The organism is Paenibacillus sp. B01 (assembly GCF_009649995.1).
Taxonomy (GTDB): domain Bacteria; phylum Bacillota; class Bacilli; order Paenibacillales; family Paenibacillaceae; genus Paenibacillus_O; species Paenibacillus_O pasadenensis.
In genome coordinates, this window is record NZ_CP045802.1 from 5,763,977 (window position 1) to 5,788,578 (window position 24,602).

Genomic DNA, 24,602 nt, shown 5'->3' on the forward strand with positions numbered 1-24,602 from the left:
TGCTGCTCTCTCTATCAGTATGGGCAAGGGCGCTGCGGCGCATTCTCTCTATTTTTCCGGAACAAAAAGAGCCGCCGCTTCCGGTAGGGAAGCAGCGGCTCGGCCGAAGCGGCCTATTCGTAGATCGGACGGACCGGATTCGTCTGCTCGCGGTTGCGGCCGACGGAGAAGATCGCGATCGGGATGCCCGTCAGCTCGGAGACGCGCTCGACGTAGCGGCGCGTATTGGCCGGCAGGTCGTCCAGCGTCTTGGCGCCGGAGATGTCCTCGCTCCAGCCTGGGAGCTCCTCGTAGACGGCCTCGCATTCGGAAAGCAGCTTGAGGCTGGCCGGGTAGTGCTCGATGATCTCGCCGCGCAGCTTGTAGCCGGTGCAGATCTTGACCGTCTCGAGGCCGGTCATGACGTCGAGCGAGTTGAGCGACAGCCCGGTGATGCCGCTGACGCGGCGGGCGTGGCGGACGACGACCGTGTCGAACCAGCCGACGCGGCGCGGGCGGCCCGTTACGGTGCCGTATTCATGGCCGGTCTCGCGGATCTGGTCGCCGATGGCGTCATGCAGCTCGGTCGGGAACGGGCCGTCGCCGACGCGGGTCGTATAGGCTTTGGCGACGCCGATGACCTGCTGGATTTTGGACGGGCCGACGCCCGAGCCGATGCACACGCCGCCAGCCGTCGGATTGGACGACGTGACGTACGGATAAGTGCCTTGGTCGATGTCGAGCATGACGCCCTGCGCGCCCTCGAACAGCACGCGCTTGCCGGTGTCGATCGCGTCGTTCAGGACGACCGAGGTGTCCGTCACGTACGGACGCAGGCGCTCCGCATGCTTGAGGTAGTCCGCCAGGATGGCGTCGGCGTCCAGCGTCTCGCCGCTGTATACTTGCTGGATGACATGGTTCTTCTCGGCGACAAGGCGGCGCAGCTTGCTCTCGAACTCCTCGGCGTCCATCAGATCGGCGATGCGGATGCCGTTGCGGGCAGCTTTGTCCATGTAACAAGGGCCGATGCCCTTCCGCGTCGTGCCGATCTTGTTGTCGCCCTTGCTGTCCTCTTCGAGCCCGTCGAGCACGAGATGGTACGGCATGATGACATGCGCGCGGTCGCTGATTTTCAGGTTCTCGGTGGAGAAGCCGTTTTCGTGGATATAGTCGATCTCGTCGAGCAGGGCAGCCGGATTGATGACCATCCCGTTGCCGATGACGCAGGTTTTATTATGATTGAAAATGCCGGATGGAATCATCGTCAGCTTGTATTTCTTGTTGTCGATGAGAATGGTGTGACCGGCGTTGTTGCCGCCTTGATAACGGGCGACCACTTCCGCGCCGTCGGCCAGATAGTCGGTAATCTTGCCTTTTCCTTCGTCTCCCCACTGCGTGCCGACAACAACAACCGTAGACATGATCATACCTCCGCTTTGCTTGCTTGGAATTTGCTGCTTTTAGCGTTCTCATCCGCCCGGAATGCCATACGGCGCTGTGACACGTTACCACGCGCAAGTACGGAGGCGGTCCGAAAGCAGCAATCCCAGTGTATCAGCCCTGCCATGGCATGTCAACTAGAAAGGCGAACAATCCATATGAGGGAAGAATCATTGTTCGGAAAATAGACGTTTTCCGGTCCGCATACGGCCCCGGCAGCGAGAGAAGCGAAAAAACCGGCCGGGTCCAGAAGGACCGGCCGGTTGGATCGAGTGCTTATGATGCAGGCTCATGAGTACGACTGATCGTACTCACGAGTTTATGATGCTGGGTCGTGAGTACGACTGATCGAACTCTCGAGATTATGATGCCGGCTCGTGAGTTCGACTGATCGTACTCACGAGCCTATGATGCTGGCTCGTGAGTACGACTGATCGAACTCTCGAGCCTAAGATGCGGGCTCGTGAGTTCGATCCAAGCTAACAAATTTATTGAAATTCTTGAGGAAAGCGAGCTCCACCGTGCCTACGGGACCGTTACGCTGCTTGGCGATGATGATCTCGATGATGTTCTTCTTCTCGGTTTCCTTGTCGTAGTAGTCGTCGCGGTACAGAAACGCGACGATGTCGGCGTCCTGCTCGATCGAGCCGGATTCACGAAGGTCGCTCATCATCGGCCGCTTGTCCTGGCGCTGCTCGACGCCCCGGCTCAGCTGCGACAGCGCGATGACCGGCACCTCGAGCTCGCGCGCGATCTGCTTGAGCGTACGGGAGATCTCGGAAACCTCCTGCTGGCGGTTCTCTCCGGCCTTGCCGCGGCCCTGGATAAGCTGCAGGTAGTCGATCAGGATCATGCCGAGGTTGCGCTCCTTCTTGAGCCGCCGGCATTTGGCGCGGATGTCGCTGACCGTGATGCCCGGCGTATCGTCGATATAGATCTCCGCCTCGGACAAGGCGCCGATCGCCATCGTCAGCTTTTCCCAGTCGTCGCCCTCGAGGAAGCCCGTCCGCATGCGGCCGGCGTCGACGTTGGACTCCGCGCACACCATACGCTGCACGAGCTGCGCCGCGCTCATCTCGAGCGAGAAGATCGCCACTGTCTCGCGGGCGCGCACGCCGACGTTCTGGGCGATGTTGAGCGCGAACGCCGTCTTGCCGACCGATGGACGCGCGGCCACGATGATGAGGTCGCTGCGCTGGAAGCCGCTCGTCATCTTGTCGAGATCGACGAAGCCCGACGGAATTCCCGTCGATCCGCCTTTGTTCGTATAAAGGAACTCGACGCGCTCGAACACTTCCATCAGCACGTCGCGGATGGAGACGAAGCCGCTGCTGGAGCGCCGGTTGGCGATCTCCATGATGCGCTGCTCCGCCTCGCTGAGCATGAGGCCGATGTCGTCCGTCGCCCCATAGCCGTCGGAGACGATCGTCGTCGCCGTGCGGATCAGGCGCCGCAGCATCGACTTCTCCTCGACGATCTGGGCGTAGTGCTCCACGTTGGCCGCCGTCGGCACGACGCTCGCCAGCTTGGCCAGGTAGCTGACGCCGCCGACCTCCTCCAGCTGCGAACGGTCGCTCAGATAGGCGGTGAGCGTCACGAGGTCGATCGGCTGATTGTTCTCGCCAAGCTCGATCATCGCCTCGAAGACGAGCTGATGCGAGCTCAGGTAGAAGTCCTCGGGGCGGACTTTTTCCATCGCCGTGATCAGCGCTTCGGCCTGCAGCAGGACGGCGCCCAGCACGGCCTGCTCGGCTTCGAGATTTTGAGGGGGGACCCGGTCGAACATCAAGCCGTCTTGACTCATCCCGCCTGCGCCTCCGTTCTCATTCTTCGGCCGCCTGGACCTTCAGCTTGCCCTTAACCTGCGGGTGCAGCTTGACGTCCAGATTCGTGAAGCCGAGCGAGCGGATCGGCTCCGGCAGCTCGAGCTTGCGCTTGTCGAGCTTGATGCCCTCCTGCTTCTCCAGCGCCTCGGCGATCTGCTTGGTCGTGATCGCGCCGAACAGCCGGCCCCCTTCGCCGGCCTTCGTCCGGACGACGACGGTGACCTGCTCCAGCTTGGCGGCCAGCGCCTCGGCGTCGGCCTTCTCCTGAGCCTTGCGCTTCTCCTCCGACGCCTTCTGCATCTCCAGCGTCTTGATGTTGCCCGCTTCCGCCGGTTTTACGAGGCCTTTCGGCAGCAGGAAGTTGCGGACGTACCCTTCCGATACTTCCTTGACCTCGCCGCGTTTGCCCTGTCCCTTTACATCCTGCAAAAAGATGACCTTCATTCGAACAACCCCTCTTCCTCATGAATTTGCTGCAGCACGCGCTTCAGCTTCTCTTCGACATCCTGGACGCTGCCCTCCTGCTGGCAGGCGGCGTTAGTCAGATGGCCGCCTCCGCCCATGCGCTCCATGACGACCTGCACGTTCATCTGGCCCAGCGAGCGGGCGCTGATGCCGACGAGGCCGTCCTGACGCTCGCCGATGACGAACGACGCGTAGATGCCCGTCATGTTGAGCAGCGTATCGGCCGACTGCGCGATCAGCAGCTGCGAGTAGCGCTTGCCCGGCTCCGTCACCGCCAGCGCGACATGGCCGTACAGCACTTCGGCATGCTTGATGATGTCGGCTTTCTTGAGATATTCCTCCAGATCCTCCTTGAGCATCCGCTGCACCATCGCGGTGTCCGCTCCGTTGCGCCTCAGGAACGAGGCCGCTTCGAACGTGCGCGCGCCGGTCCGCAGAGCGAAGCTCTTCGTGTCGACGGTGATGCCCGCGAGCAGCACCGTCGCCTCGCGGATGTCGAGCACGAGGCGGTCATGGATATATTGGAGCAGCTCCGTCACGAGCTCGCATGCCGACGAGGCGTACGGCTCCATGTAGACGAGCACCGCGTGGCTGATGAACTCCTCGCCCCGGCGGTGATGGTCGACGACGACGATCCGACCGGTCTGGCTGAGAATCCGGGGCTCCTTGAGCATCGAAGCCTTGTGCGTGTCGACGACGACGACGAGCGTGCGGCCGTCGACGAGCGCGAGGCTCTGCTCCGGCGAGATGAAGCGGCGGTACAGCCGTTCGTCCTCCTTGATCATCTCCATCATCTTCTGGATCGCGGGATTGATTCCCTCGAGCACGATGTACGCTTCCTTGCCGAGATGGGACGCCATCTTGGCCACGCCCACGGCGGCTCCGATCGCATCCATGTCCGGCATCTTGTGCCCGACGATGACGACCTTCTCGCTCTCGCGGATCATGTCCCGCAGCGCATGCGCGACGACGCGCGCCCGCACCCGCGTCCGCTTCTCTACGGCGTTGGACTTGCCGCCGTAGAAGCTGGTCCGCTCGCCGACCTTGACCGCCGCCTGATCGCCGCCGCGGCCAAGCGCCATGTCGAGGCTGACCTGCGCCCACTGGCCGAGCTCCTGGATGCTGGACGCCCCGGCCGCGAAGCCGATGCTCAGCGTCATCGGAATCTTGAGGTCGCCGGTCATCTCCCGCACTTCGTCGAGGATGATGAACTTGGACAGCTCAAGCTGGCGCAGCGCCTGCTGATCGGTGATGAGCAGGAACCGGTCGGAGTTGAGCCGCTTGAGATACAGGTTCTCGCGCTGCGACCATTCCGTAATCTCGGACGTGACGCGGGAGAGCAGCGTCGTGCGCTGCTGATCGTCCATCGACTGGGTCACCTCGTCGAGGTTGTCGATGAAGACGATGCCGAGCGCCGGCTTCTCTTCCTCGTACTGCTTGGAGAGCTGCCACATCTCCGTGATGTCGCGCACGTACAGCAGCTTTTCCGCCGGACGATAGAGCAGCTCGTAGATGTCGGCTCCGATCGCGATCTCCATCTTGCCGGGCCGGTCCTTGGCCTGCGCCAGCGTCGGGAACAGCTCCATCAGCGGCACGCCGATGACCGACTCCTCCTCCATCATGCTCGCTACGAACGGATTATGCCATTCCACGACGCGCTCATCATTGAAAAGAATAATGCCCAAAGGCAGCTCGTGGATGACCTCGCTCCCGACTTTTTTGATGCGGTAGGACATCGTCCCGAGATAGTTCTTGAACTCGCGGCGGAACGCCCTCTCCGCCAGGTACGTGTAGAAGCCGCAGCCGGCCGCCAGCACCAGTCCCGCGATGCCCAGAGCCAGATTGTAGGCCATCAGCGCCGCGGCGATCAGGACGAGGGCGGCCGCCCATGCGATCCCGTGCATGCCATGCCAGCGCTTGAGTAGATTCCTAGGCATAAGTCACGCCCCTGTTCAAGGTTTCTGGAACGACTTGCGGATCGGAAACGCCGCGTCCAGCACGCCGATCAGACTGAGGGGCGGGAACAGCAGCACGAGAAATCCGATGAAGGCCGGCACGCCCTTCGGCCAGCGCTTCTGATGCGCCAGGAAGAAAAAGAAGCCGATCGTCTGGACGGTGAAGACGAACCGCAGCAGCGGAACGAGATTGGCCACCGCCGTCGTCAGAAACGAGCTGTCTCCCGCCGGCACGATCAGCTGGAGCAGCAGCGCGATCAGGTAATACGTCACGAGAATGCGCGGCACCCGCCACTCGCGGGCGGGCGGCATGCCGGCCGGATGCAGGCCGTAGGCGCGCAGCGCGATCCTCGATCCGTACTGGGCGACCGCCGTCAGCAGGAAGGCCGACAGCAGCAGCGCCTGCGGTATGACCTGCACGGTGGAATCGACGAGCTGGTCGACCATGTCGGCCGTCCACAGGTCCTTCATGACCCCTTCGCTCGCGACCCGGCTCGCAGCCGAGCGCAGCTGGTCCTGCAGCGCGCCGATGACCGACAGGTCCAGCACGAGATCGAACAGCACCAGCTCGAGCAGCACGATCGCGACGAGGCTGACGAGCACCGCGGTCATCCGCGAGCGTACGGGCTTGCCGGTACGGTAATAATGGCCCATGACGATCGAGGGCACGAGAAAGAACAGGCCGACGATCAGCGGAGCCGGTCCGGCCACGAGATAGACGATCAGCCACACCGGAATCAAATGGGCGGCGAACATGCGCTTGGAAAGCGTCGTGTAGAGCACGACATATGGAACCATCAGCAAGGCGATGGTCAGAACGTTCAGCAGCGGCACTCCGATCGAAAGCAGCAGCAAGAGAGCGGCGACGCTCCAGAGGATGGATTTCCCATCGGTTTTCAAAAGCCCGTTCACCTCAAATCTGCGATTCCTCTTGGCCCGACCTAGGCATGGCCGGCCAGAAGCTTTACCACCCATTATACCACAAATCCAAGGCCGGCAAGCGAGCGGAAGGCGCCTTGGACGGCGCTGCCGAAACGAAAAAAACCGGTTTTCCGCCGATGCGGAAATCCGGTTCTGCGCTATTCCTTTACGGCGGCCGTCTCTTCCTTGCCCCGGAAAAGGCCCTTGGCGCAATAATCGATGATGTCGCTCCGGCGGACGATGCCGATGAACCGGTTCATGTCGTCCACGACCGGCACGAAGTTCTGCATCTTGGCCAGCGAGATCAGGTCCTCCATGTTGGCGTCGATGCGCACCGGCTTCAGCCGCACGCGCATCGGCACCTCGGAGAGGCTGACGCGATGCGTCTGCTCGAAGCTGAGGTTCTCGTTCTTCATGAACCAGAGCAGATCGCCCTCGGTGACGGTAGCCGCGTAGCCGCCCTTGTCGTCGAGGATCGGCACCGCCGTGTAGCGATGATGCTCCATCTTCTCCAGCGTCTGCCGCAGCGTCGCTTCCTGCGTCAGCGTGATGACTTCCGCTTTGGGAAGAAGGAAAAACGCAATGTTCATCTTGGCCTGCACTCCATTCTCTAGCGGGAAAGCTTACTCGTCCGCGCCGGCCGAGGCCGTGGACACTTCCCGATCTTTGCCGCTGCCCGCGACATCCTGCTTATCCGCAGCCGACGCTCCGGTTCCAGTCAGCTCCGCCAGCGATTTGGCCGGATTCATCCAATCCTCGATGAGCGTCTTGCTCTTGGCGACATCCTCTTCGTCGGCAAAGTAATACCAGGCGCCGTTGCTGGCGAGCTTTCCGCCCTCGCCTTTGAGCGTATGCGTATAGATGGAGCGGTTTTTGCCCTGCATCATCGCCTTGGCCATCTCGATCATCTCGCTCGGAGGAATGTCCGTGGCGAAGTTCTCGCCCATGATGCCGACGTACTCCGGAATTTTGGACCAGGAGGACATGCTCGACGCTTCGTCCATGATCGACTCGACGAACGTCTGCTGGCGCTCCGTGCGGCTGACGTCGCCGCCCGCGTCCTCGCGGTAGCGGACGAAGTTGAGCGCGTCCTGGCCCATGTATTTGTCCTGTCCGGCCTTGATCGTGAACTTCTCATGGCCGGGATCCTTGTTGACGATATCCTCCTCGATCGGCAGGGAGATGCCTCCCATGGCGTCGATCAGGTTCTTGAATCCATTGAAGTTGACGGCCGCATAATAATCGACCTCGCTGCCCAGCAGGTTCTCCACCGTATCGATGGCCATCTTGGCTCCGCCGAAGGCGTAGGCATGGTTGATCTTGTCCTCGCGGTCCCTGCCGACGAGCTCCGCATACGTATCCCGCGGGATCGACACCATGAGGATCGCGCCTTCCTTCGGCCGGATGACGGTGTACATGATCGTGTCCGAACGTCCCTGCTCCGCGTCGCGGGCGTCCACGCCCAGCAGCAGCACCGAGTATGGATCGGCCTGCGTATACTTGATCTGCTCGGCCGCCGGCGGCTTCGGCTTGCTGTCGACGGTCGGCTTGTAGGATTTCTCAAGCTGCTTCTCCACGTCCTTCGCGAGGAAAAGATCAAAGCCCCACAGCGCCAGCGTCGTGCGGTTATAATATCCCGCCGCTCCGAGTACGAGCAGCAGCGCCAGGACGGATGCCGTCCATGTCCATGCCTTCCGGGCGCGCGATTTTTTTGGCTTCATCGGAAAAAGTTCCTTTCTATCGGTCGAATAGATTCATTTAGTTTAGCCTAAGTGTAGACGAGTATCCTTAAAAAATAGTTACAAGAAGATTAATGCAGGAAGAGCGTCGCATTGCAGTACCGCCGGGTGAGCGCATGGAAATACGCGGCCTGCACCGAAAAGACGGCGATCAGCAGCATATTTTCCAGCGTGACGCGCTCCAGCTCGCTCAGCCGCTCGAGGCCGTCGAGATAGGCCTTGGCGGCATCCCGGACCCGAGTCTCCAGCGGAGCCGCCCCGTAGCCGGTCAGAGCGGGCCCGCTGTCGAGGATCTGGTCTCCGTCGGCGTCCATATCCTCAAAAATCGAGGAATAGGCCAGATAGAATTCCAGCGCCCCGAGCAGCGGCCGGCACCGGCCGTCCTCGCCGCAGCCGAAAAGACGTTCGAACAGCTGGCGGATCGACTCGAAATCGAGGCTCGCCTTGAGATCGTCGATGATATAAAGCAGCGCCGCCTGCTCGAGCGAGTATTTTTTTCCGGCCTTGGGCGACTCGAAGAACGGCTTGAAATCCCGCTTCACCCAATTCTGCATGGCCGTGATCGACAAGGACGAATATTCGACCCTTGCGCCGAGCGTCGCCGCCTCCTGCAGCGAGACGCCCTTGATGCCCTGCCCCTTGATCAGCTTCTCCAGCACCGCCGGCCAATCCGTCGAGAGGAAAGCCGGCAGCGCCTTGCCGGAATCCACCTGATCGCGATGCTCCTTGCGCCATGCGTCCTGAACGATCTGGATCGGGCTCTCCGCCCGGCGTCCGCAGAGCGAGAGCAGCAGCTCCGCCATCTGGCGCCGAGTCAGCATAAAGGCTTCCATGCCGTTTTCCTCCTTCCGTTCCAGGGTATCAAGTTCATATGAACCTATCATAAGTCCCCCTCATGCGGCTGTAAAGACTGGCATGAAGGAGAAAAACGCCGATTGAGCCGCTCTCTTCGGCTCCCACAGCCTTATACCGTCAGCCAAAGGCTTTGAAACAGTTGATGGACAGGCGATAGGTTCGTTATACTGGTTCAAAAGAACTCATTTCATAGGTAAAGGATGTCGATGATTTAGAATGGACAGTATAGGCTTGAATTTGGCTTTGGTCGCACTGCTGATTTTTCTGACCGCCTTTTTCGTGGCGACGGAGTTCGCCATCATCCGGATACGGCCGAGCCGCGTGAATCAGCTCGTCGTCGAAGGACGCAAAGGCTCGTTGGCCGTGCAGAAAGTAACGAGCAACCTGGACGGATACCTTTCCGCCTGCCAGCTCGGGATCACCATCACCGCTCTCGGACTCGGCTGGCTCGGCGAGCCGACGATGGAGAAGCTGCTGCATCCCATCTTTCACCAATTCCATCTGAACGACAGCCTGGCCGGACTTCTGTCCTTTCTGATCGCGTTTCTGGTCGTCACGTACTTGCACGTCGTCGTCGGCGAGCTCGCGCCAAAGTCGTGGGCCATCCAGAAAGCCGAATTCATCAGCTTCCTCGTGGCGAAGCCGATCATCTGGTTCCACCGCATCCTTTATCCGTTCATCTGGCTGCTCAACGGCTCCGCCAACGCCCTCATCCGCCTGTTCGGCCTGCGCGCCGTCAGCGAGCATGAGAACGCGCACTCCGAGGAAGAGATCCAGATCATCCTCAGCGAGAGCCTGCAGAGCGGCAAGATCAACAATACCGAGTATGGCTACGTGAGCCGCATCTTCGCCTTCGACGAGATGGTCGCCCGCGAGATCATGGTTCCCCGCACCGACATGGTGTGCCTGTACACGAACCACAGCCGCGAGGAGAACCTGGCGGTCATCCAAAAGGAGCAATATACCCGCTTCCCGGTCGCCACCGAGAGCAAGGACAATATTGTCGGCATGATCAACACGAAGCAGCTCTTCCTGACGTATCAGGAGGACAAGGAGTTCAACTTCAAGGATCTGATCCATCCCGTCGTGTCTGTGCCGGAGAGCATTCCGGTCAAGCAGCTGCTCAAGCGCATGCAGCTCGAGCGCGTCCATATCGCCATTTTGGTGGACGAGTACGGCGGCACGTCCGGCTTGATCACGATCGAGGATATCCTCGAGGAGATCGTCGGCGAGATCCGTGACGAGTTCGACGAGGACGAGCGCCGCGAGATCGAGAAGCTTGAGGAGAACTGCTACCTGCTCGACGGCAAGGTCTCGCTCGACGAGCTGGGCCAGCTGTCGGGACACAACTTCGACAACGAGGATACCGATACCGTCGGCGGCTGGCTGTACACCCGCCTGCAGTCGCCCAAGGTCGGCGTGCAGCATGATTATGAGAACCTCACGTTCATCATCCGCGAGGCGACCAAAAACCGCATCCGCAAGATCGAGCTCATCATCCATACCGAGGACGAGATCTCCTCGGCGGAAGCCCAGGCCGCGCAGGCTCAAGCCGAGCTGAACGGAGAGCCTTCCTCCTCTTGATCCCCTATGCACGATTCTCTCCGCCACCTGCCGCAGGGCAGGTGGTTTTTTGCGCCCTCGTCGTCATGTTCATGCTTCGCCTGCACCCAAACGCAAAAAAGCAGCCCTCCCGGAAGTGGAAGAGCTGCTTGCTCGGAACGAGGCCCGCATCGCCGTCGAGGACGACGGATGCCGGTTCGTCTTGACGGCCTAGTTGTCCGTCGTATATGGCAGCAGGGCTACTTGGCGGGAGCGTTTGATCGCAACCGTCAGAGCACGCTGAAATTTCGCGCTTGTGCCCGTCACACGACGTGGCAGAATTTTGCCGCGCTCGCTGATGAACTTGCGAAGCAGATCCGTGTCCTTGTAATCAATATGCTTGATTTTGTTCACGGTGAAGTAGCAGACTTTACGGCGCTTGTTGCGGCCGCCTTTGCGGAACTTGCGCTCTGGGCGCTCGCCGCCGTCTTCTCTTTGCTTGAATCCCATGGTCTATCCGTCCTTTCCTTTAAAACGGCAATATTGAAGAACGTACACTGTGTAATTCCCCGATACCCCTTGTTCTAATTGAGTTTTTATTGATTACACACACGTCGCTGTGTAAATCGTGAATTCACTTTTCTTAAATTACCACAAATACATCTAAAAATCAAATGTTTAATCGGGCCACGTTCCGCCTCGATAATTGTACGTACTTATACAACCTCCTCGGTGTATATACTAATGGTGGGGTACAGTCCCCTCCTTGCATTTAGAGCAAATAGGCTACCACGATTGTTAGTTATGGTAGTCTATTTGTCTCTCCAGAACTAAACAGGCAGAAATTTAAACGTTCCCAGACGAAAGATGTATATGTAATTTTTGTACTAAGCCCTCGTTGTCCTGTTATTTTTCATACTATACGCTAACTTTCCGTAGACGGTTTCCTGTTTTTCATCCTCTCCTTCAGCGATACTTTAATGCGATAAAAGCTGTCGGCGCCAGCGCCTTGGTAGCCTGTACGAGAAGTGATACAGCGACTCTAATGGTATCCTTCGCATATGCGGGTGGCGGCATCGGTTAGTTCGTCGTCGGTATGAGCGGCCGACAGAGAAAAGTGGACTGCGCGCCGTCCCGGCGGGCAAGCCGGTTATCAATCATACCACGCCCTGGCCAAAGAAGGCTTTGAACACGTCGCAAAAAATACGAATTAGCCGCGAGATGAAGGACGAAGTGTACAATCTGCTTTTTCCTAGCACCAAAATCCCTAATCAGATAGGCGAAAAAAATCCCCCGCCTATGAAGGCAGGATCCTCATTCAATTTACTCTGGACATTTGGAAAAATTCGCTGAACCATATCGCTAAATTCTTCGAAAAATCCGCTAAACGGGTCTTCCTTGCTCAACATCCCTCACGTATCGGTTCACGTGTTCCACAAAATCGGGGTTCGTGGTACATACACATTTTTAATGGTCAGATCCTCGCCTCTTGCTGGGCAATTCGGCATGGTTCAACAATTCAAGTTTCACGGGAGTGAAATTCCTTTTTGCAACCAGAAAAGCGATGGACAAATGTCCGCCGCTAAAAGCTTACCCTGTTTTCTTTGCAAATAGTCGCAAATGCCGCGCAAGAGGCAGCATGCCGAACGTGACTTGCACCTCTGCCTCGCCCAGCGCCTTCAGCATCCCGGGCAAACCAGCGCGCCTTGGCTTGGATGGTTTTGGGGTATACGCATCGTCAAGTGAAAAAACGACCGCCTTCTTTTTAAAGAATACGATCGTTTTCACTTGCTGTTTTATTGATATTGCCGTGGCTGCAAATTCTGATTCTGCCAGCTCTGAGCCGTTGGCCAGCCCGCACTCTGCAAGCCGGGTTGTTGTTGCGCTGTTTGTTGAAGCTGAGAACAAATTTGCATCGCCTGCTGCATCTGCTGTATGGCAGTTTGATGTCCTTGCAGAACAGATTGAATGGTTTGAACCGCTTGACGTTCTTTCTGGGCCAGCTGATCCAGTTGGGCGGCGTTTTGCTGCTCCTGTTGCAACATTTGCTGATACATGTTGCTCGATTGCTGGGTTTGCTGGATCAACTGTTGAATAATTTGCGCGCATTGGCTTGCTTGCTGTGAAAGGTTTTGTTGATACACGATTTTTGACCTCCTTCAATATGGTAGGACTTCATCCCCCAAAGCTTATTATGTGCAAGCGCCCATTTTTCATGTAACGCCTATATTGTGATCTCACAATTCATTTTAATGAAACTGCACATCAATTTGCCGTTGGGTATCGGCTTTTAATTTCGGCATGCGAACTTCAAGGACACCGTTGCGATACGTTGCTGTCGTTCCTTCCGTTTGAACGCGTGATGGCAAAGACACCGACCGTTGGAACCGTCCGAGAAACCGTTCTTTGCGATGTATTTGTTCCTGTTTCACTTCATTCGCTTGCTTTATGGTCCCATTAATTGTAAGCATGTTTTCATCCACATCGATATGAAGGTCTTCTTTTTTATCCAAACCAGGGATTTCACAAGAAGCAATCACTTCATGTTCAGTCTCAAATACATCAATACGAGGGGTTGCAAATCCCAGACGCGCGCCGATTTCAGGAAAACCTTCGTTAAAAATTTTTTCCAAATCCCTTCTCCATAGATCGGTATTGCGAAACGAATCCCAAGGAATGAGCGGCATGTAATTTCCTCCATTGTCACATTATTTTTTTTTCAGCTTTATTTTGTACTCTTCGGAAAATATTATTCTTTGCTACCCTGCATAGTTGATTGGAATATGCCTTTGGTCGGAAACTCCCGGCAATAGCCCCCGAAAAGAATTTTTGAGGGTTTGTTGTGTAGCCATTGGCATTTACAGCAATGTTACCGACAATTTTAAGTTGTTCCCGTAAATGTCGGTAATTGAACGATTACGCTTGTACCGGCATCCGAGCTATCGATATTCAAGGTTCCCCCCATTTTTTCGATCATAGCATAACTGAAACTAAGCCCGAATCCGATCGCGTCCGGTTTACTTGTAACAAACGGTGTGATGATTCGGGGCTGCAAATCTTTTGGAATTCCTGCACCTTGATCGCGAACAATGATTTGGATATGATTGTCGGTAATGTGCGTGCGAAGCGTTAAGACAGAACCTGGGGGACTTGCATCTAAGGCGTTGTCAATGATTTCTTGCAGCGCGGCTCGCAGCAACTTGGGGTGTCCAAACACAAAACCGTTTCGCTCCGGATATTCCAGAGCGAAACGTACTGTTTTCTCCAACGCTTGAACCTGTATATCGGGAACCCATTCTTGCAAAAACGAAAGGACAGAAACAGGAGCAAATTTCCATTCGGAAGGCTTTCCAAAGAGCAAAAACCGCTGCAACGCTTTGTCAAGCGTCTGAACTTGCTCATCGAGCAGCTTAAAGTATCCGGCCATTTTCTGATGAGGCGGAGAGGCAGCAAATTGCAGAACGGAAACATGATTCTTCAAATTTTTTTCTAAAAGTTGAAGCGTTCCTTTGATTACCGCTAAAGGATTTAAAATGATATTGGCTGTGCCCGCCGCCATATGCCCAATCGTTTCCCTTCTTTCTTTCTCGCATTGGAGCTGCACGTACTGCTGAAAATCTTGGATATCGGCCATTAGAACAAAACATTCCCCTTTTAACTGAGGGTATACATAGGCGATCATGGATCGCACTTTGCCATCTAACTTCTCTTGTACGAGTACTCCCGGGTAATTCTTTTTATCCTGCAATACTTGCCCCACGATCGCTTGTATTGCCGAGTGTGCAGGGAATTCTTCTTTTGGGGTTACTGAGTACCATCTGTTCATGGTTGTATTTAACCATAAAATTCTGGCTTCTGAATCAACGACAGCCAGTCCAATATCCATTTGATCGGAATTCATTAGGAACTCTACGATTTGCTTCATCTCTATTAACGTCCTCCATTTGCTTCCTCCATTAACTCCCTTCCCGGCCACTTATCATGTGCAAACTCAAGTAAACAAGCGAGCGAATTTCTCGTCACGAAGTGGATGGGTTATGAAGAAAATTAAACCCACTTTCAAAGAAGTGATTGAATTCGCTGTTACAGAGCGACGGGAAACGATACGGTGAAAGTTGTACCTTCACCAACCTCGCTTGCAACCTCAATATTCGCATCGTGATACTCTGCAATCTGATAACAAATGGATAGCCCGAGACCCGTTCCTGTCTCTTTCTGTGTAAAAAAAGGTTGTCCGATCTTTTGCAACAATTCTTGCGGAATTCCAACCCCGTTATCCCTTATGCTTACTTTAACCCATTCATCGCATCGCATTTGTTCGATCCAGACGGTTCCTCCTTCAGGCATCGCTTCAATGGAATTCTTAATCAAATTAATAAATAACTGTTTGATTTTATTTCCATCGCACCGGATCTGCACGGATTCCTTGGTTGGATGAAAGTGAATTTCAACATTATGTAAAGTGGCCTGCGTCTGAAGCAGCACAACGATATCCTGAATCAGCTCGGAAAGATCATGCCGCGTCAAGTTCATCTCTTGCGGTTTGGCTAAGGCCAGCAGTTCATTTACAATAAGTTCGATACGAGTTAATTCATCCTTCATAATATCGTAGTACTTACTTCCATTTTCGTTGCCGGCGCTTAACAATTGCAGAAATCCTTTCAGCGCGGTAAGCGGGTTTCGAATTTCATGCGCAATTCCCGCGGCCATTTGACCCGCTATGGATAATTTGTCTGCCTGATGAGCAGATTGCTTGGCTGCATCAAATTCGGTAATATCGTGCATGACACAAATGCCGCCCACAATTTTATTGTGAACAATGATCGGCTTCCCATGACAGAGAATGAGGCGATGCTCGCCATTCGACTTTTTAACCACCATTTCTAAATCCCGGAAACTTTCGCCTCGATACGCCCGATAAAGCGGGACGCGTTCCTTGCTCAACAGCGTTTTTCCATCTGTTTGATACAATCCGTATACAGAACTCCAGTGTTCGGGCGAAAGAGGTATCTTTACAAAGTCGTGCAATTGTCTTGCGGCTCTATTCATACTTGTCAATATCCCATTTTCATCACAAATCACAACGCCGACATCCATCGTTTCCACAATACCACTCATGACACGTTCTTGAGTAGCCAGGACGTCTTCCAGTGTCTTTCGGCTCGTGATATCCCGAAAAACTTTTACGATTTCACGAACATTGCCCGAATCGTACCGCAGCGTGCTGCTTACGACCTCCACCCAAACAAAGGAGCCGTCTCTTCGGCGCAATCGCAAAATGTTGACATAGCCGTCTTCATTCATCCACTCTTGCGAGTTGTCCAATTTTTCTATATCGGGAGGATAGAACAGTTCCCAGACAGGTCTTCCTATCAATTCCGTCGCATCATAACCCAGCAATGGTTTGCACGCCGGCGATATGTAGTAGATAATGCCATTGATATTCAGTGTAGCGATCATTTCCCCCGTGTGATCCGCTAACAAACGATACTTTTTCTCGCTGTGCTTCAGTGCCCTTTCCATACTGGATTGCAGGGTAATATCCCTTGCGATGCAATGCAGCCCTACGAGTTCATTCTGAATGAAATTCGGAATATGCAATACGCTGAATTTTAATATTTGGCCGTCTTTCGCTTCAATTGAAGTTTCCATCTCAAACGGGGCATTGGTATACGTTTCCGTCACGTGCTCCAGACTTTTCCGAATGATGTCTCCAAGTGCTCTTTCCAACTCGTATAAGTCATAGCCCAATAATTTCGTGCAGGCGCGGTTCACATAGCTGATACTTCCATCTAACATGACGTCGTAAACAAGATCAGAATGATTGTCAGCCAGCATTCTGAATTTATCGGCATATTCCTCGTTCAATTCAACAAGCCTTTTGCGATACGTGCTCTCCTGAATCTGGATCAAGAATATCCTTTCCGGATATTCCTCCACTTCGATGATCGATAGGGTTGTCGTTCCCCATTTGTGTCTGCCGTCAAGACAAATATAACGATTTTCCATTTCGACATAATCGGAATTACCGCCTAACAAGTCATTGATGGATCCGTTGTATAATGGAGCGTCTTCCGTATAAATGATATCATGTATTCTCATTCGCAGCAGTTCTTGTTCTGTATAGCCCAGCATGTTGTATAGCGAGCGATTGACCATTGCCACTTCCCCGCCGAACCGAACCAAAGCTTTTCCGACAAGTGTATAATGAAATGCGTGGTGGGCGACAGGATGCGAAAGCAAATCTGAAATATCCATTGTGCAAGTAACCTCCGACTGTGCAATAAGCTTATATGTTTGCATACGTAACGTTCTTCTGTTAAGAACCTATGTATGTACTCTATTATATAGGTCATTTGTAACAGTTGGAACAAGATTCCGAGACCAGCTTAACTTGGAGTCCCCCGAACGCTAGCCATGGAAACCGACTTGTGATCTACGAAAGAGCCGCTTCACCACGCGCTTCATCATCCGATTCTTACGAAAATCAGAACCACCCGTCAAACGGGTGGTTTGCTCTTGGGGTATAACCCCTTGTTGCCAAACTGCGCCTAAAGACGCTAGCCTGACAATAAAATTGTTCAGGCTCAGTGTAATTTGTCACTTTCACTTACCAGTTAAACTGGTTTACTTCTTCTTGCTACTGTTTTTGCTGAATGGATCTTCATACTCTTTCACACTCAGTTTATCAATTGCTTGGTCGTGTGCTTCTTGCTCACGGATATATTTTGCCACGGTGGCTTCATTCAAGCCCACTGTGCTGACGTAGTATCCCTCTGCCCAAAATTTCCGATTGCCGTATTTATACTTCAAGCTAGCATGCTTCTCGAATATCATGAGTGAACTTTTTCCCTTCAGGTATCCCATAAATGATGATACTGAGATCTTTGGGGGAATTGCTACCAACATATGTACATGATCGGGCATCATGTGGCCTTCGATTATCTCCACTCCCTTGTATTTACATAATCGTTTGAAAATTTCGATTAAGTCTTTCCTCACTTGATTATAAATCTCTTTCCGTCTATACTTCGGGGTGAACACAATGTGGTACTTGCACATCCACTTCGTGTGAGCTAGGCTATAGCTCTTGTTTGCCATCTAAGACCATTCCGTCTTGTTGGTCAAACCCTCGATCCCTCCACCCGCATAGCGGGTGGTTTTTTGTTTCGCACGCTTCGCGAGCTCAACTGACTAAAGTCGCAATAAGACAGAGGCCGGCAAAGTGCCGGCCTCTCAGACTGTCGACAAAGTACCTTTCGACAGTTTCTTTTTAATCAAAAACTTCATCCATTCACCGCGTTAATATGATATAATAGTATTAATCACTGATGAATGGGAGTGCTTGCAATTGCTGCGGAAAACAGGCTATGAAGGACGTACACAAATATCCTTGGTCTCTCTGGAGGAGTTGGTTCCGGGAGAGCATCTTGTTCGTCAAATTGAAAATGCAATTGACTTTAATTTCATTTACGATCTCGTTCGTGACACTTACAGCGAAGATACCGGTCGTCCTAGCATCGATCCTGTCGTTCTCATCAAGATCGCTCTTATTCAGTGTATCTTTGGCATCCGCTCGATCCGTCAGACGATCAAAGAAATCGAAACCAACATTGCTTATCGTTGGTTCCTCGGCTATGACTTTAGCCAGCCCATTCCTCACTTCTCGACGCTGGGTAAAAACTATGTCCGCCGTTTCCGGGATACAGGGCTCTTTGAATCGATCTTCGCCCGGGTTTTAGAAGAAGCCGTGAAGCATGGATTTGTGCACCCTGATGTGCTTTTCATCGATGCCACTCACGTGAAAGCTAATGCGAACAGAAACAAATACGTGAAAGAGCTAGTCCAAGAACAAAGCAAAAAGTTTCAAGATCTGCTGGATGATGAGATTAATCAGGACCGTATTGCGCATGGAAAGAAGCCTCTGGAAAAAAAGTCGGAAGTCTCCATGAAGGAGGTGAAGACCAGCGCCACTGATCCAGAGAGCGGGTTGTTTGTAAAAGGGGAAAAAGAACGGGTATTTGCCTACAGCTTCCATACCGCGTGTGATCGGAGTGGGTTTGTACTGGGCGTCAAGGTAACTCCAGGCAACGTTCACGACAGTCAAATGTTTGAGGATCTACTAGGCGAGGTGGCCCGGAACCTCTCGACTCCAAGGGCGGTTGCCGCGGATGCAGGATACAAGACACCCTACATTTGCAGGACGCTGCTCAAAGAAGGAATTCGCCCGGTTATGCCCTACACCCGGCCCCATACGAAAGATGGCTTTTTCCGAAAGTATGAGTATGTGTATGATGAATATTATGACTGCTACATTTGCCCGGCGAACGCTGTACTGTCTTACGAAACAACCAACCGCGACGGGTATAAAATGTTCGGTCCGATCCGAGCATTTGTCAGAACTGCCCACTTCGAGATCGGTGCACAGAGAGCAAGGATGCTGTAAAGCGGATCAGCCGGCACATCTGGGCTGAATACGTAGAGGAAGCTGAGCACCTCCGACATACGGAAGGAAGCAAACAGCTTTACCAAAAGCGAAAAGAAACAATAGAACGAGTATTTGCGGATTTGAAAGAAAAGCATGGCATGCGTTGGACGACCTTACGAGGACTTAAGAAGGTGACGATGCAGGCGATGCTTGTTTTCACTGCTATGAACCTGAAAAAAATGGCGACCTGGCTTTGGAAGTCAGGTCGCCGGATAAATAGAACGCACGCTCTTTTTCAATATGTGCTTCAAATTCACAAAAACTCCCATTGCTTTTGAATCAGCAAGGGAGTTTGTCTTCACTCTGAGAGGCCGGCAAAGTGCCGGCCTCTCAGATCAAGTATAAACAAGTAATGACGCCTCCAAAGGATTCGTTTTACAGTGTTCGCTATCTCATATCCCGGAAGGACAAGCAAGTATATCCATTTGCTCTCGATTTTGACTCCGTTCGTCCTGGATCAATTGACATAACGTTCTCGCCAATATACGTCCAGCCGTTCTTGGGGCGACCAATCCCGGTAAACTTGGTGCCAACAAGGCCTTGATTCCACGTTTTTCGGCAAAACGAAAATCGGTCCCACCTGGTTTGGAAGCCAAATCAATAATAATAGCGTGATGCGGAATACGGGTCAACACACGAGAAGTAAGGATTTGCTCCGGAACCGTGTTAAAAATAATATCCACATTTACGCCTTCATCGTACAAATCTTTCGTATAAAACGGCTCAATCCCCATCTCCCATGCACGTGCAAACTGCTCCGGTTTCAGAACCCCCGCTTTGACGTGTGCTCCCAGGCGGTGAAGCATGCCGGCTAACGTAAGACCGATTCTCCCCAAACCCAGCACCATACAACGCGAACCATGTATGGTAATGTCCGTATGTTGAATGGCCATCAATAAGGCGCCTTCCGCAGTGGGAATGGAATTGTATATGGCAACATCGTCCCTGCTGAATAATTCAATCAGATCTATTCCTAGTTCTACGCAAAGGTTCCTCAAGTAAGACTTGGCTATGCCAGTACAGACTTTTGCGTGTTTCGGCAAGGAAGACATATATTCCTTGTTCAGCAATAACGTTTCAGATGAAAATGAAGACTCTACTCTGCCATGGTCGTCTGTACCGACAACCGGTAATATCAATACATCAGCATTGCGAAGCACCTCCCTCGTAAGCTTGGAATGCTGAACTTCAAGAAGTTGTTCGTGCAAATCTTCATAACCGATTACCACAACATTTGCATCCAGGTCTGTGAATGACCGAATGATTTCAAGATGTCGGGCATCGCCTCCAAGGAAAACAATATGCAGACCCGTTAACAAAAAATCCCCCTACTTTCCTTAAGTATGGATTTAAAATTAACTAACCTCGTTTACCATCTTTAAAAGCGCATCTGCTCCTTTCATCCCAGGGCAAATTCCGCGTAATTCCGCCTCTGTGGTCACCATATCGAGTGGGGCATCCAGCAATTGCTCTATTGTTCGTACCCCGGTTGCGCGTCCTGCCACAATGCGGCGATCGTTTAATTTCTCATTTAACAAACGAATATCAAGCGCTCCGCACATGATATATCCGTGATCGGTTGTGATGGCCAGAAGTGTTGTTTTGGGCAGGGCGACCTCGATACTTATAACCTGATGACCTTCAACTTCAATCGGTTTCATCATGATCATCTATGATGCAGCTCCTTTTTTTCTACACTATATGCCGGGCGTGATATTTGCACCATAGACTGTTGCCCAAATTCGATATTACTTGTATTCGTTGGAGGCGCCTTCTCCCCTTTCGCCATATACATGTGTAATTGGACTTCGATTCAATTCCATGTAATTTTTGAGATTTATAACAAAGGAGATAACAAACGCGCTGCTTGATCAAGCATGCGCTCGGAAGAGGTACGATGCATATGATCTTCCAAACGATATGGAGTAGCCTCGGTGAGATCCCGTTCGAATTGTTCCGTAAGCACCCGAGCCACATCGGAATTATACAGCACTGCACACACTTCGTAGTTTAAACGGTAACTACGGAGATCGTAGTTGGAAGAACCCACTTCGGCAATCTCGCCATCGATAATCATGACTTTCGCGTGCAGCACCCCTTTGTTGTACTGAAACACATCGATCCCTGCTTCCACGAGTTCGCCATAATACGTACGGCTTGCAGCTCCTGCAACTTTAGGAATCACTTGGCGCGGCACCAGTAATCTCACTCGAACGCCACGCGCCGCGGCTGTTTTGATGGCCATCATGATATCCGCATCGGGTATAAAATAAGGGTTGGTCACGTCGATGGTTCGGGTCGCCTGCGTCAGGCAGATGAAATGCATTTCCCGAATGACCGGGGTAGGCAGCCCGGGATTGCCTTCAAATATCTGTATATAGACGCTATGCGAATCCTCGGATGGGGAAGCTTTTCCAGTTTGGGTGCTCTCCATCGTTCCCAGCTCCGATCCCCATTCCCATCCGTATCCGGATCGTTCCGTTTTGCCGGATGGAAAGGGATGAATGGCTTTATCGTCTGAAAGTTGAGCCAATTCAGGGATAAATTTTGCCTTTCCCGTTGAATGGAGCATGTCCGGTGACGCCATTTTCCAGTGAGCCTCAAAAACGGCTTTCACATCATCCGCTGTTTCGCCGGTTAACCGCATATGAGTGTCGCGCCAAAAACCGACATCCGGCTTCATTCCGGTATACTCGTCCCCAACGTTGATTCCTCCCATGAAAGCTTCCTTTCCGTCGACGATGACGATCTTGCAGTGATCCCGGTATGTCAAGTTGGATAGTACCCAGGGGAATCGCATAGGAAAAATAGTCCTGCATTCAATGCCTGCTTCCATCATCCGGCGAACCGCATGTTTGGGAAACGACCGACTTCCCCAGCCATCCCTTATAAAACGAATTTTCACACCGGATAAAGCCCGGTCAATCAGCACATCTGTGATACGTTTACCGATATGGTCATTCCGGTATATGTAATATTCAAGATCGATTGTCTTTTGTGCGGCCTGAATTGATTGAAGGAGTTTTCCGTAGGTTTCCATCCCGTTCGTGAGGATTTGGACGGAACCGGTTCGAAGGCCACTGACAGACAAAGGTTGCAAAGCCCGGGCGATAACAAAAGCGGAGTGACCGCATGCTGGAGGCAACGCTATCGGGTTATTGTGCGAAGAAACGAGCTTGTCCCGCCGCATTTGCACAGGATTCGTGACGAACAGGTAACAAACGAATCCGATAATCGGTAATAAAAGTCCGACTGATATCCAAGTCAACGCTTTGGCGGGGCGGCGCACCTCCCGAACCGCAATAATGATCAACAGTGCCGTATTTACTAGCCATAATCCTGCTATCCATGCCAAGAAAATCAGCCTCCCAATCAAGTCATCTACGATGGAATAAAGGGGCAGCCATGCCGAGAAGAGATCGGCATGGCCTTTTTTAGAACCCTTTATACTGCGGTTCTTCCTGTTCAATTTGTTGTAACCGTGGAATGACCTGGTCAATGATGTTTTGTGTCTGTTGCGCTGCATTTGTGAACGTGGTTTTGGCCTGCTGGTTTTGTGTATTTAACGCAAATTGTTCAAAACTCGCCTGCGCGCTTTTTAATGAAGCTACAGCTGTTTTCAATTGAGAAGCTACCGTCATGTTGATCACCTCCTGAAATGGCATCCATATGTAATATGTCAACCCGTCAGAAAATTAATGAATGGTAAAATTTGATGATCGGCGATTGTCAGGGGTTAGAGTCTTCCTGAAAAGACTTACCGCAATCTATGCCCTTCTTGGCAATGCTTGAAGCCAGCAGGTACAGCCCAACATAGATAGGAAACGAATATATATGTTTCCAGTGAACGGGGTGGTATAAATCGGCCATTTGTGAGATCGGCTCGGCCACAAAAGCGGAAAATCCCCCAAATAGGAGAGCTTTGAACAACGGATGTATGCCAGACTTATACTGGTGTAAGAACATAACCGTGACGGGAAGAAGTGAAAAATTCCATGGAAAATTGGCCGGCATGAACGGTATGACTTCCCAGTGATAATGCCAGAGTCCAATGGCAATCCCGAGCTGGTCCAGCCACGATGACACGATAATCATCACTGTCCCGTAGCTCTCTTGTCCCGGAATCCGATCCAAAATAGCCAGGGGCATATCGATAAACCTACTCCCAACCACCATTGCCGCGTAAACAGTACGTGAGTGCGCCAAATGTCAGTCATGTTGCGGTGTGCTTCAACAATCAATTGATAGGCTTGTTCGATTGCATGATGAATCTGATTTTCGTCCACCGATGCCACCCCTTTCCGTTATCTGGATACCCATCATTTGCTCTTCTGTTGACAAGACGATGCACCAGCGATTTCATTTCCATACCCTGCACAGAACCCGGCACCGGTCATTTATTATCCGTCAAGGCCATATTTGGGGACAATGACGGATATGTGCCTGCTTTATATACGCGAGTTTCCATGCAGTATATTCGACGTTACAAATACGCCAACCGGCGGCAGCGAAGTTGAAGACGGTTGGGGTGGGACATAGCCGCTATACTCCGGCAAGCTTATATCAGTTGTCGCTACCCAGGTTCCATATTCGCCCGCCTGTAAAGAGGGGGGGAGCATCTGCAGACGTCCGGTGAGAACCAGATGCCGAAGTTGAATCTGGACATCGTCATAGATGGTTAAATGGCCGGAGTAGGCGGCGTAGGGGGAATGAAACGTGATCTGTTTCGCGCTTTCATTCCAGCTTCCTTCAATCGGAATCGGCGTTCCGCGAAATTGGATGGTGCCTTGAAATTGTTGGTCCGGCAAAACACGCATCACGAGTTTGCCCCACACAACCGGTCTTCCGGCGACAGATGCATGAACTCCCCATATGGAAAAGGGAGGTAAACTCTTTGTACTTGTTTGAGCCGCAACGGACATGATTCATCACTCCTCAAAGTTGGATCACGTCATTATATGCTTCCTCGGAAAAAATGCCAGTCACTAGGCATGAATTCTTTACAGATAACCGAACATGATTAAGTAAAAGAATATGGACAGTATCGTCATCGGGATTGTTTCAGTCCATCCCAGTTGCCCCAGATGCAATTTTTGCATCGATTCGGTTGTCTTGGGCCGGATATAGTCCGGTTTTCAACGCTTGTACTGAATGTTGGTGACATGCAGGCATCCGCCTTTCCAGATTTATGCAAACAGCATTTAATTTGTCCAGAAACGAATCATCCTATTCCGCCAAGAAGCAATCCGCATCGTGAAAGTTCCGCTTTGATCCCACCTATGCGTGTCCCTACCGGATCAAAACTCAGCTACAGGCTGGTCGCTGCGCATGCGAGATCTACAATCCGCAGGGAACTTGCTGTTTGGGTAATGTAAGCGCTTTTGTACGCGGC

General features: G+C 52.7%; 21 protein-coding genes and 1 pseudogene. 2 read left to right on the forward strand and 20 right to left on the reverse strand.

Features of this window, described 5'->3' with window-relative positions; genetic code table 11:
- Positions 1-113 precede the first annotated feature (113 nt).
- From GE073_RS24595 to GE073_RS24630, 8 genes are all read right to left on the reverse strand, one after another.
- Positions 114-1,400: an adenylosuccinate synthase gene (locus tag GE073_RS24595; protein ID WP_153784601.1), complete on the reverse strand. Its 1,287-nt coding sequence runs from the start codon at positions 1,398-1,400 to the stop codon at positions 114-116.
- 467 nt (positions 1,401-1,867) lie between these two features.
- Positions 1,868-3,223 carry a replicative DNA helicase gene (dnaB, locus tag GE073_RS24600; RefSeq protein WP_194843487.1) on the reverse strand — a complete coding sequence of 452 codons (1,356 nt, stop codon included), beginning with the start codon at positions 3,221-3,223 and terminating at the stop codon, positions 1,868-1,870.
- 19 nt (positions 3,224-3,242) lie between these two features.
- Positions 3,243-3,689, reverse strand: coding sequence for a 50S ribosomal protein L9 (gene rplI / locus GE073_RS24605; RefSeq protein WP_028598026.1), 447 nt, complete (start codon positions 3,687-3,689; stop codon positions 3,243-3,245).
- A complete protein-coding gene (locus tag GE073_RS24610) occupies positions 3,686-5,647 on the reverse strand; it encodes a DHH family phosphoesterase (RefSeq protein WP_153784602.1) in 1,962 nt (653 codons plus the stop codon). The genes rplI and GE073_RS24610 overlap by 4 nt, the downstream gene beginning before the upstream one ends.
- Before the next feature lie 15 nt (positions 5,648-5,662).
- Positions 5,663-6,565, reverse strand: coding sequence for a DUF2232 domain-containing protein (locus tag GE073_RS24615; protein ID WP_028598024.1), 903 nt, complete (start codon positions 6,563-6,565; stop codon positions 5,663-5,665).
- A 179-nt stretch (positions 6,566-6,744) separates the two neighbouring features.
- Positions 6,745-7,176, reverse strand: a complete 432-nt coding sequence (locus GE073_RS24620) for a CBS domain-containing protein (RefSeq protein ID WP_028598023.1) — start codon at positions 7,174-7,176, stop codon at positions 6,745-6,747.
- Positions 7,177-7,209: 33 nt separating this feature from the next.
- On the reverse strand, positions 7,210-8,307 hold the full coding sequence (locus GE073_RS24625) for an LCP family protein (protein WP_084136792.1): 1,098 nt from the start codon (positions 8,305-8,307) through the stop codon (positions 7,210-7,212).
- 89 nt (positions 8,308-8,396) lie between these two features.
- Positions 8,397-9,158, reverse strand: coding sequence for a DUF1836 domain-containing protein (locus GE073_RS24630; protein WP_028598022.1), 762 nt, complete (start codon positions 9,156-9,158; stop codon positions 8,397-8,399).
- A gap of 238 nt (positions 9,159-9,396) precedes the next feature.
- Between GE073_RS24630 and GE073_RS24635 the strand changes: the two genes are divergently transcribed.
- On the forward strand, positions 9,397-10,764 hold the full coding sequence (locus tag GE073_RS24635; RefSeq protein ID WP_052333045.1) for a hemolysin family protein: 1,368 nt from the start codon (positions 9,397-9,399) through the stop codon (positions 10,762-10,764).
- 189 nt (positions 10,765-10,953) lie between these two features.
- Here GE073_RS24635 and rpsR read toward each other — a convergent pair whose 3' ends face one another.
- The 6 genes from rpsR to tnpA all read right to left on the reverse strand — a co-directional run bounded on the left by rpsR (position 10,954) and on the right by tnpA (position 17,823).
- The gene (gene rpsR, locus GE073_RS24640; protein WP_028598020.1) at positions 10,954-11,232 is read right to left on the reverse strand and encodes a 30S ribosomal protein S18; all 279 of its coding nucleotides are present in this window, start codon (positions 11,230-11,232) and stop codon (positions 10,954-10,956) included.
- Between the two features lie 1,286 nt (positions 11,233-12,518).
- Positions 12,519-12,866, reverse strand: a complete 348-nt coding sequence (locus tag GE073_RS24645) for a hypothetical protein (RefSeq protein ID WP_028406244.1) — start codon at positions 12,864-12,866, stop codon at positions 12,519-12,521.
- 105 nt (positions 12,867-12,971) lie between these two features.
- The gene (locus GE073_RS24650) at positions 12,972-13,409 is read right to left on the reverse strand and encodes an Hsp20/alpha crystallin family protein (protein ID WP_028406245.1); all 438 of its coding nucleotides are present in this window, start codon (positions 13,407-13,409) and stop codon (positions 12,972-12,974) included.
- A 194-nt stretch (positions 13,410-13,603) separates the two neighbouring features.
- On the reverse strand, positions 13,604-14,647 hold the full coding sequence (locus GE073_RS24655; protein WP_153784603.1) for an ATP-binding protein: 1,044 nt from the start codon (positions 14,645-14,647) through the stop codon (positions 13,604-13,606).
- 158 nt (positions 14,648-14,805) lie between these two features.
- Complete coding sequence (locus GE073_RS24660) at positions 14,806-16,980, reverse strand: PAS domain-containing protein (RefSeq protein ID WP_153784604.1); 2,175 nt, start codon at positions 16,978-16,980, stop codon at positions 14,806-14,808.
- 369 nt (positions 16,981-17,349) lie between these two features.
- A complete protein-coding gene (gene tnpA, locus GE073_RS24665) occupies positions 17,350-17,823 on the reverse strand; it encodes an IS200/IS605 family transposase (protein WP_007128375.1) in 474 nt (157 codons plus the stop codon).
- A 250-nt stretch (positions 17,824-18,073) separates the two neighbouring features.
- Between tnpA and GE073_RS24670 the strand changes: the two are divergent.
- Positions 18,074-19,488: pseudogene (locus GE073_RS24670) on the forward strand (IS1182 family transposase).
- Between the two features lie 114 nt (positions 19,489-19,602).
- Here the strand turns inward: GE073_RS24670 and dpsA are convergent.
- The 6 genes from dpsA to GE073_RS24700 all read right to left on the reverse strand — a co-directional run bounded on the left by dpsA (position 19,603) and on the right by GE073_RS24700 (position 24,132).
- Positions 19,603-20,529, reverse strand: coding sequence for a dipicolinate synthase subunit DpsA (gene dpsA / locus GE073_RS24675; RefSeq protein ID WP_128630792.1), 927 nt, complete (start codon positions 20,527-20,529; stop codon positions 19,603-19,605).
- A gap of 36 nt (positions 20,530-20,565) precedes the next feature.
- Positions 20,566-20,880: a YunC family protein gene (locus GE073_RS24680; RefSeq protein WP_021624005.1), complete on the reverse strand. Its 315-nt coding sequence runs from the start codon at positions 20,878-20,880 to the stop codon at positions 20,566-20,568.
- Between the two features lie 167 nt (positions 20,881-21,047).
- The gene (locus GE073_RS24685) at positions 21,048-22,565 is read right to left on the reverse strand and encodes a phospholipase D-like domain-containing protein (protein ID WP_101807380.1); all 1,518 of its coding nucleotides are present in this window, start codon (positions 22,563-22,565) and stop codon (positions 21,048-21,050) included.
- A gap of 79 nt (positions 22,566-22,644) precedes the next feature.
- Positions 22,645-22,851 carry a DUF1657 domain-containing protein gene (locus GE073_RS24690; protein WP_101807379.1) on the reverse strand — a complete coding sequence of 69 codons (207 nt, stop codon included), beginning with the start codon at positions 22,849-22,851 and terminating at the stop codon, positions 22,645-22,647.
- Between the two features lie 88 nt (positions 22,852-22,939).
- Entirely contained in the window at positions 22,940-23,359 is a 420-nt protein-coding gene (locus tag GE073_RS24695; protein WP_228551775.1) for a CBO0543 family protein, read from the reverse strand.
- A gap of 299 nt (positions 23,360-23,658) precedes the next feature.
- Positions 23,659-24,132, reverse strand: a complete 474-nt coding sequence (locus tag GE073_RS24700; protein WP_153784605.1) for a hypothetical protein — start codon at positions 24,130-24,132, stop codon at positions 23,659-23,661.
- Between the last annotated feature and the right edge of the window lie 470 nt (positions 24,133-24,602).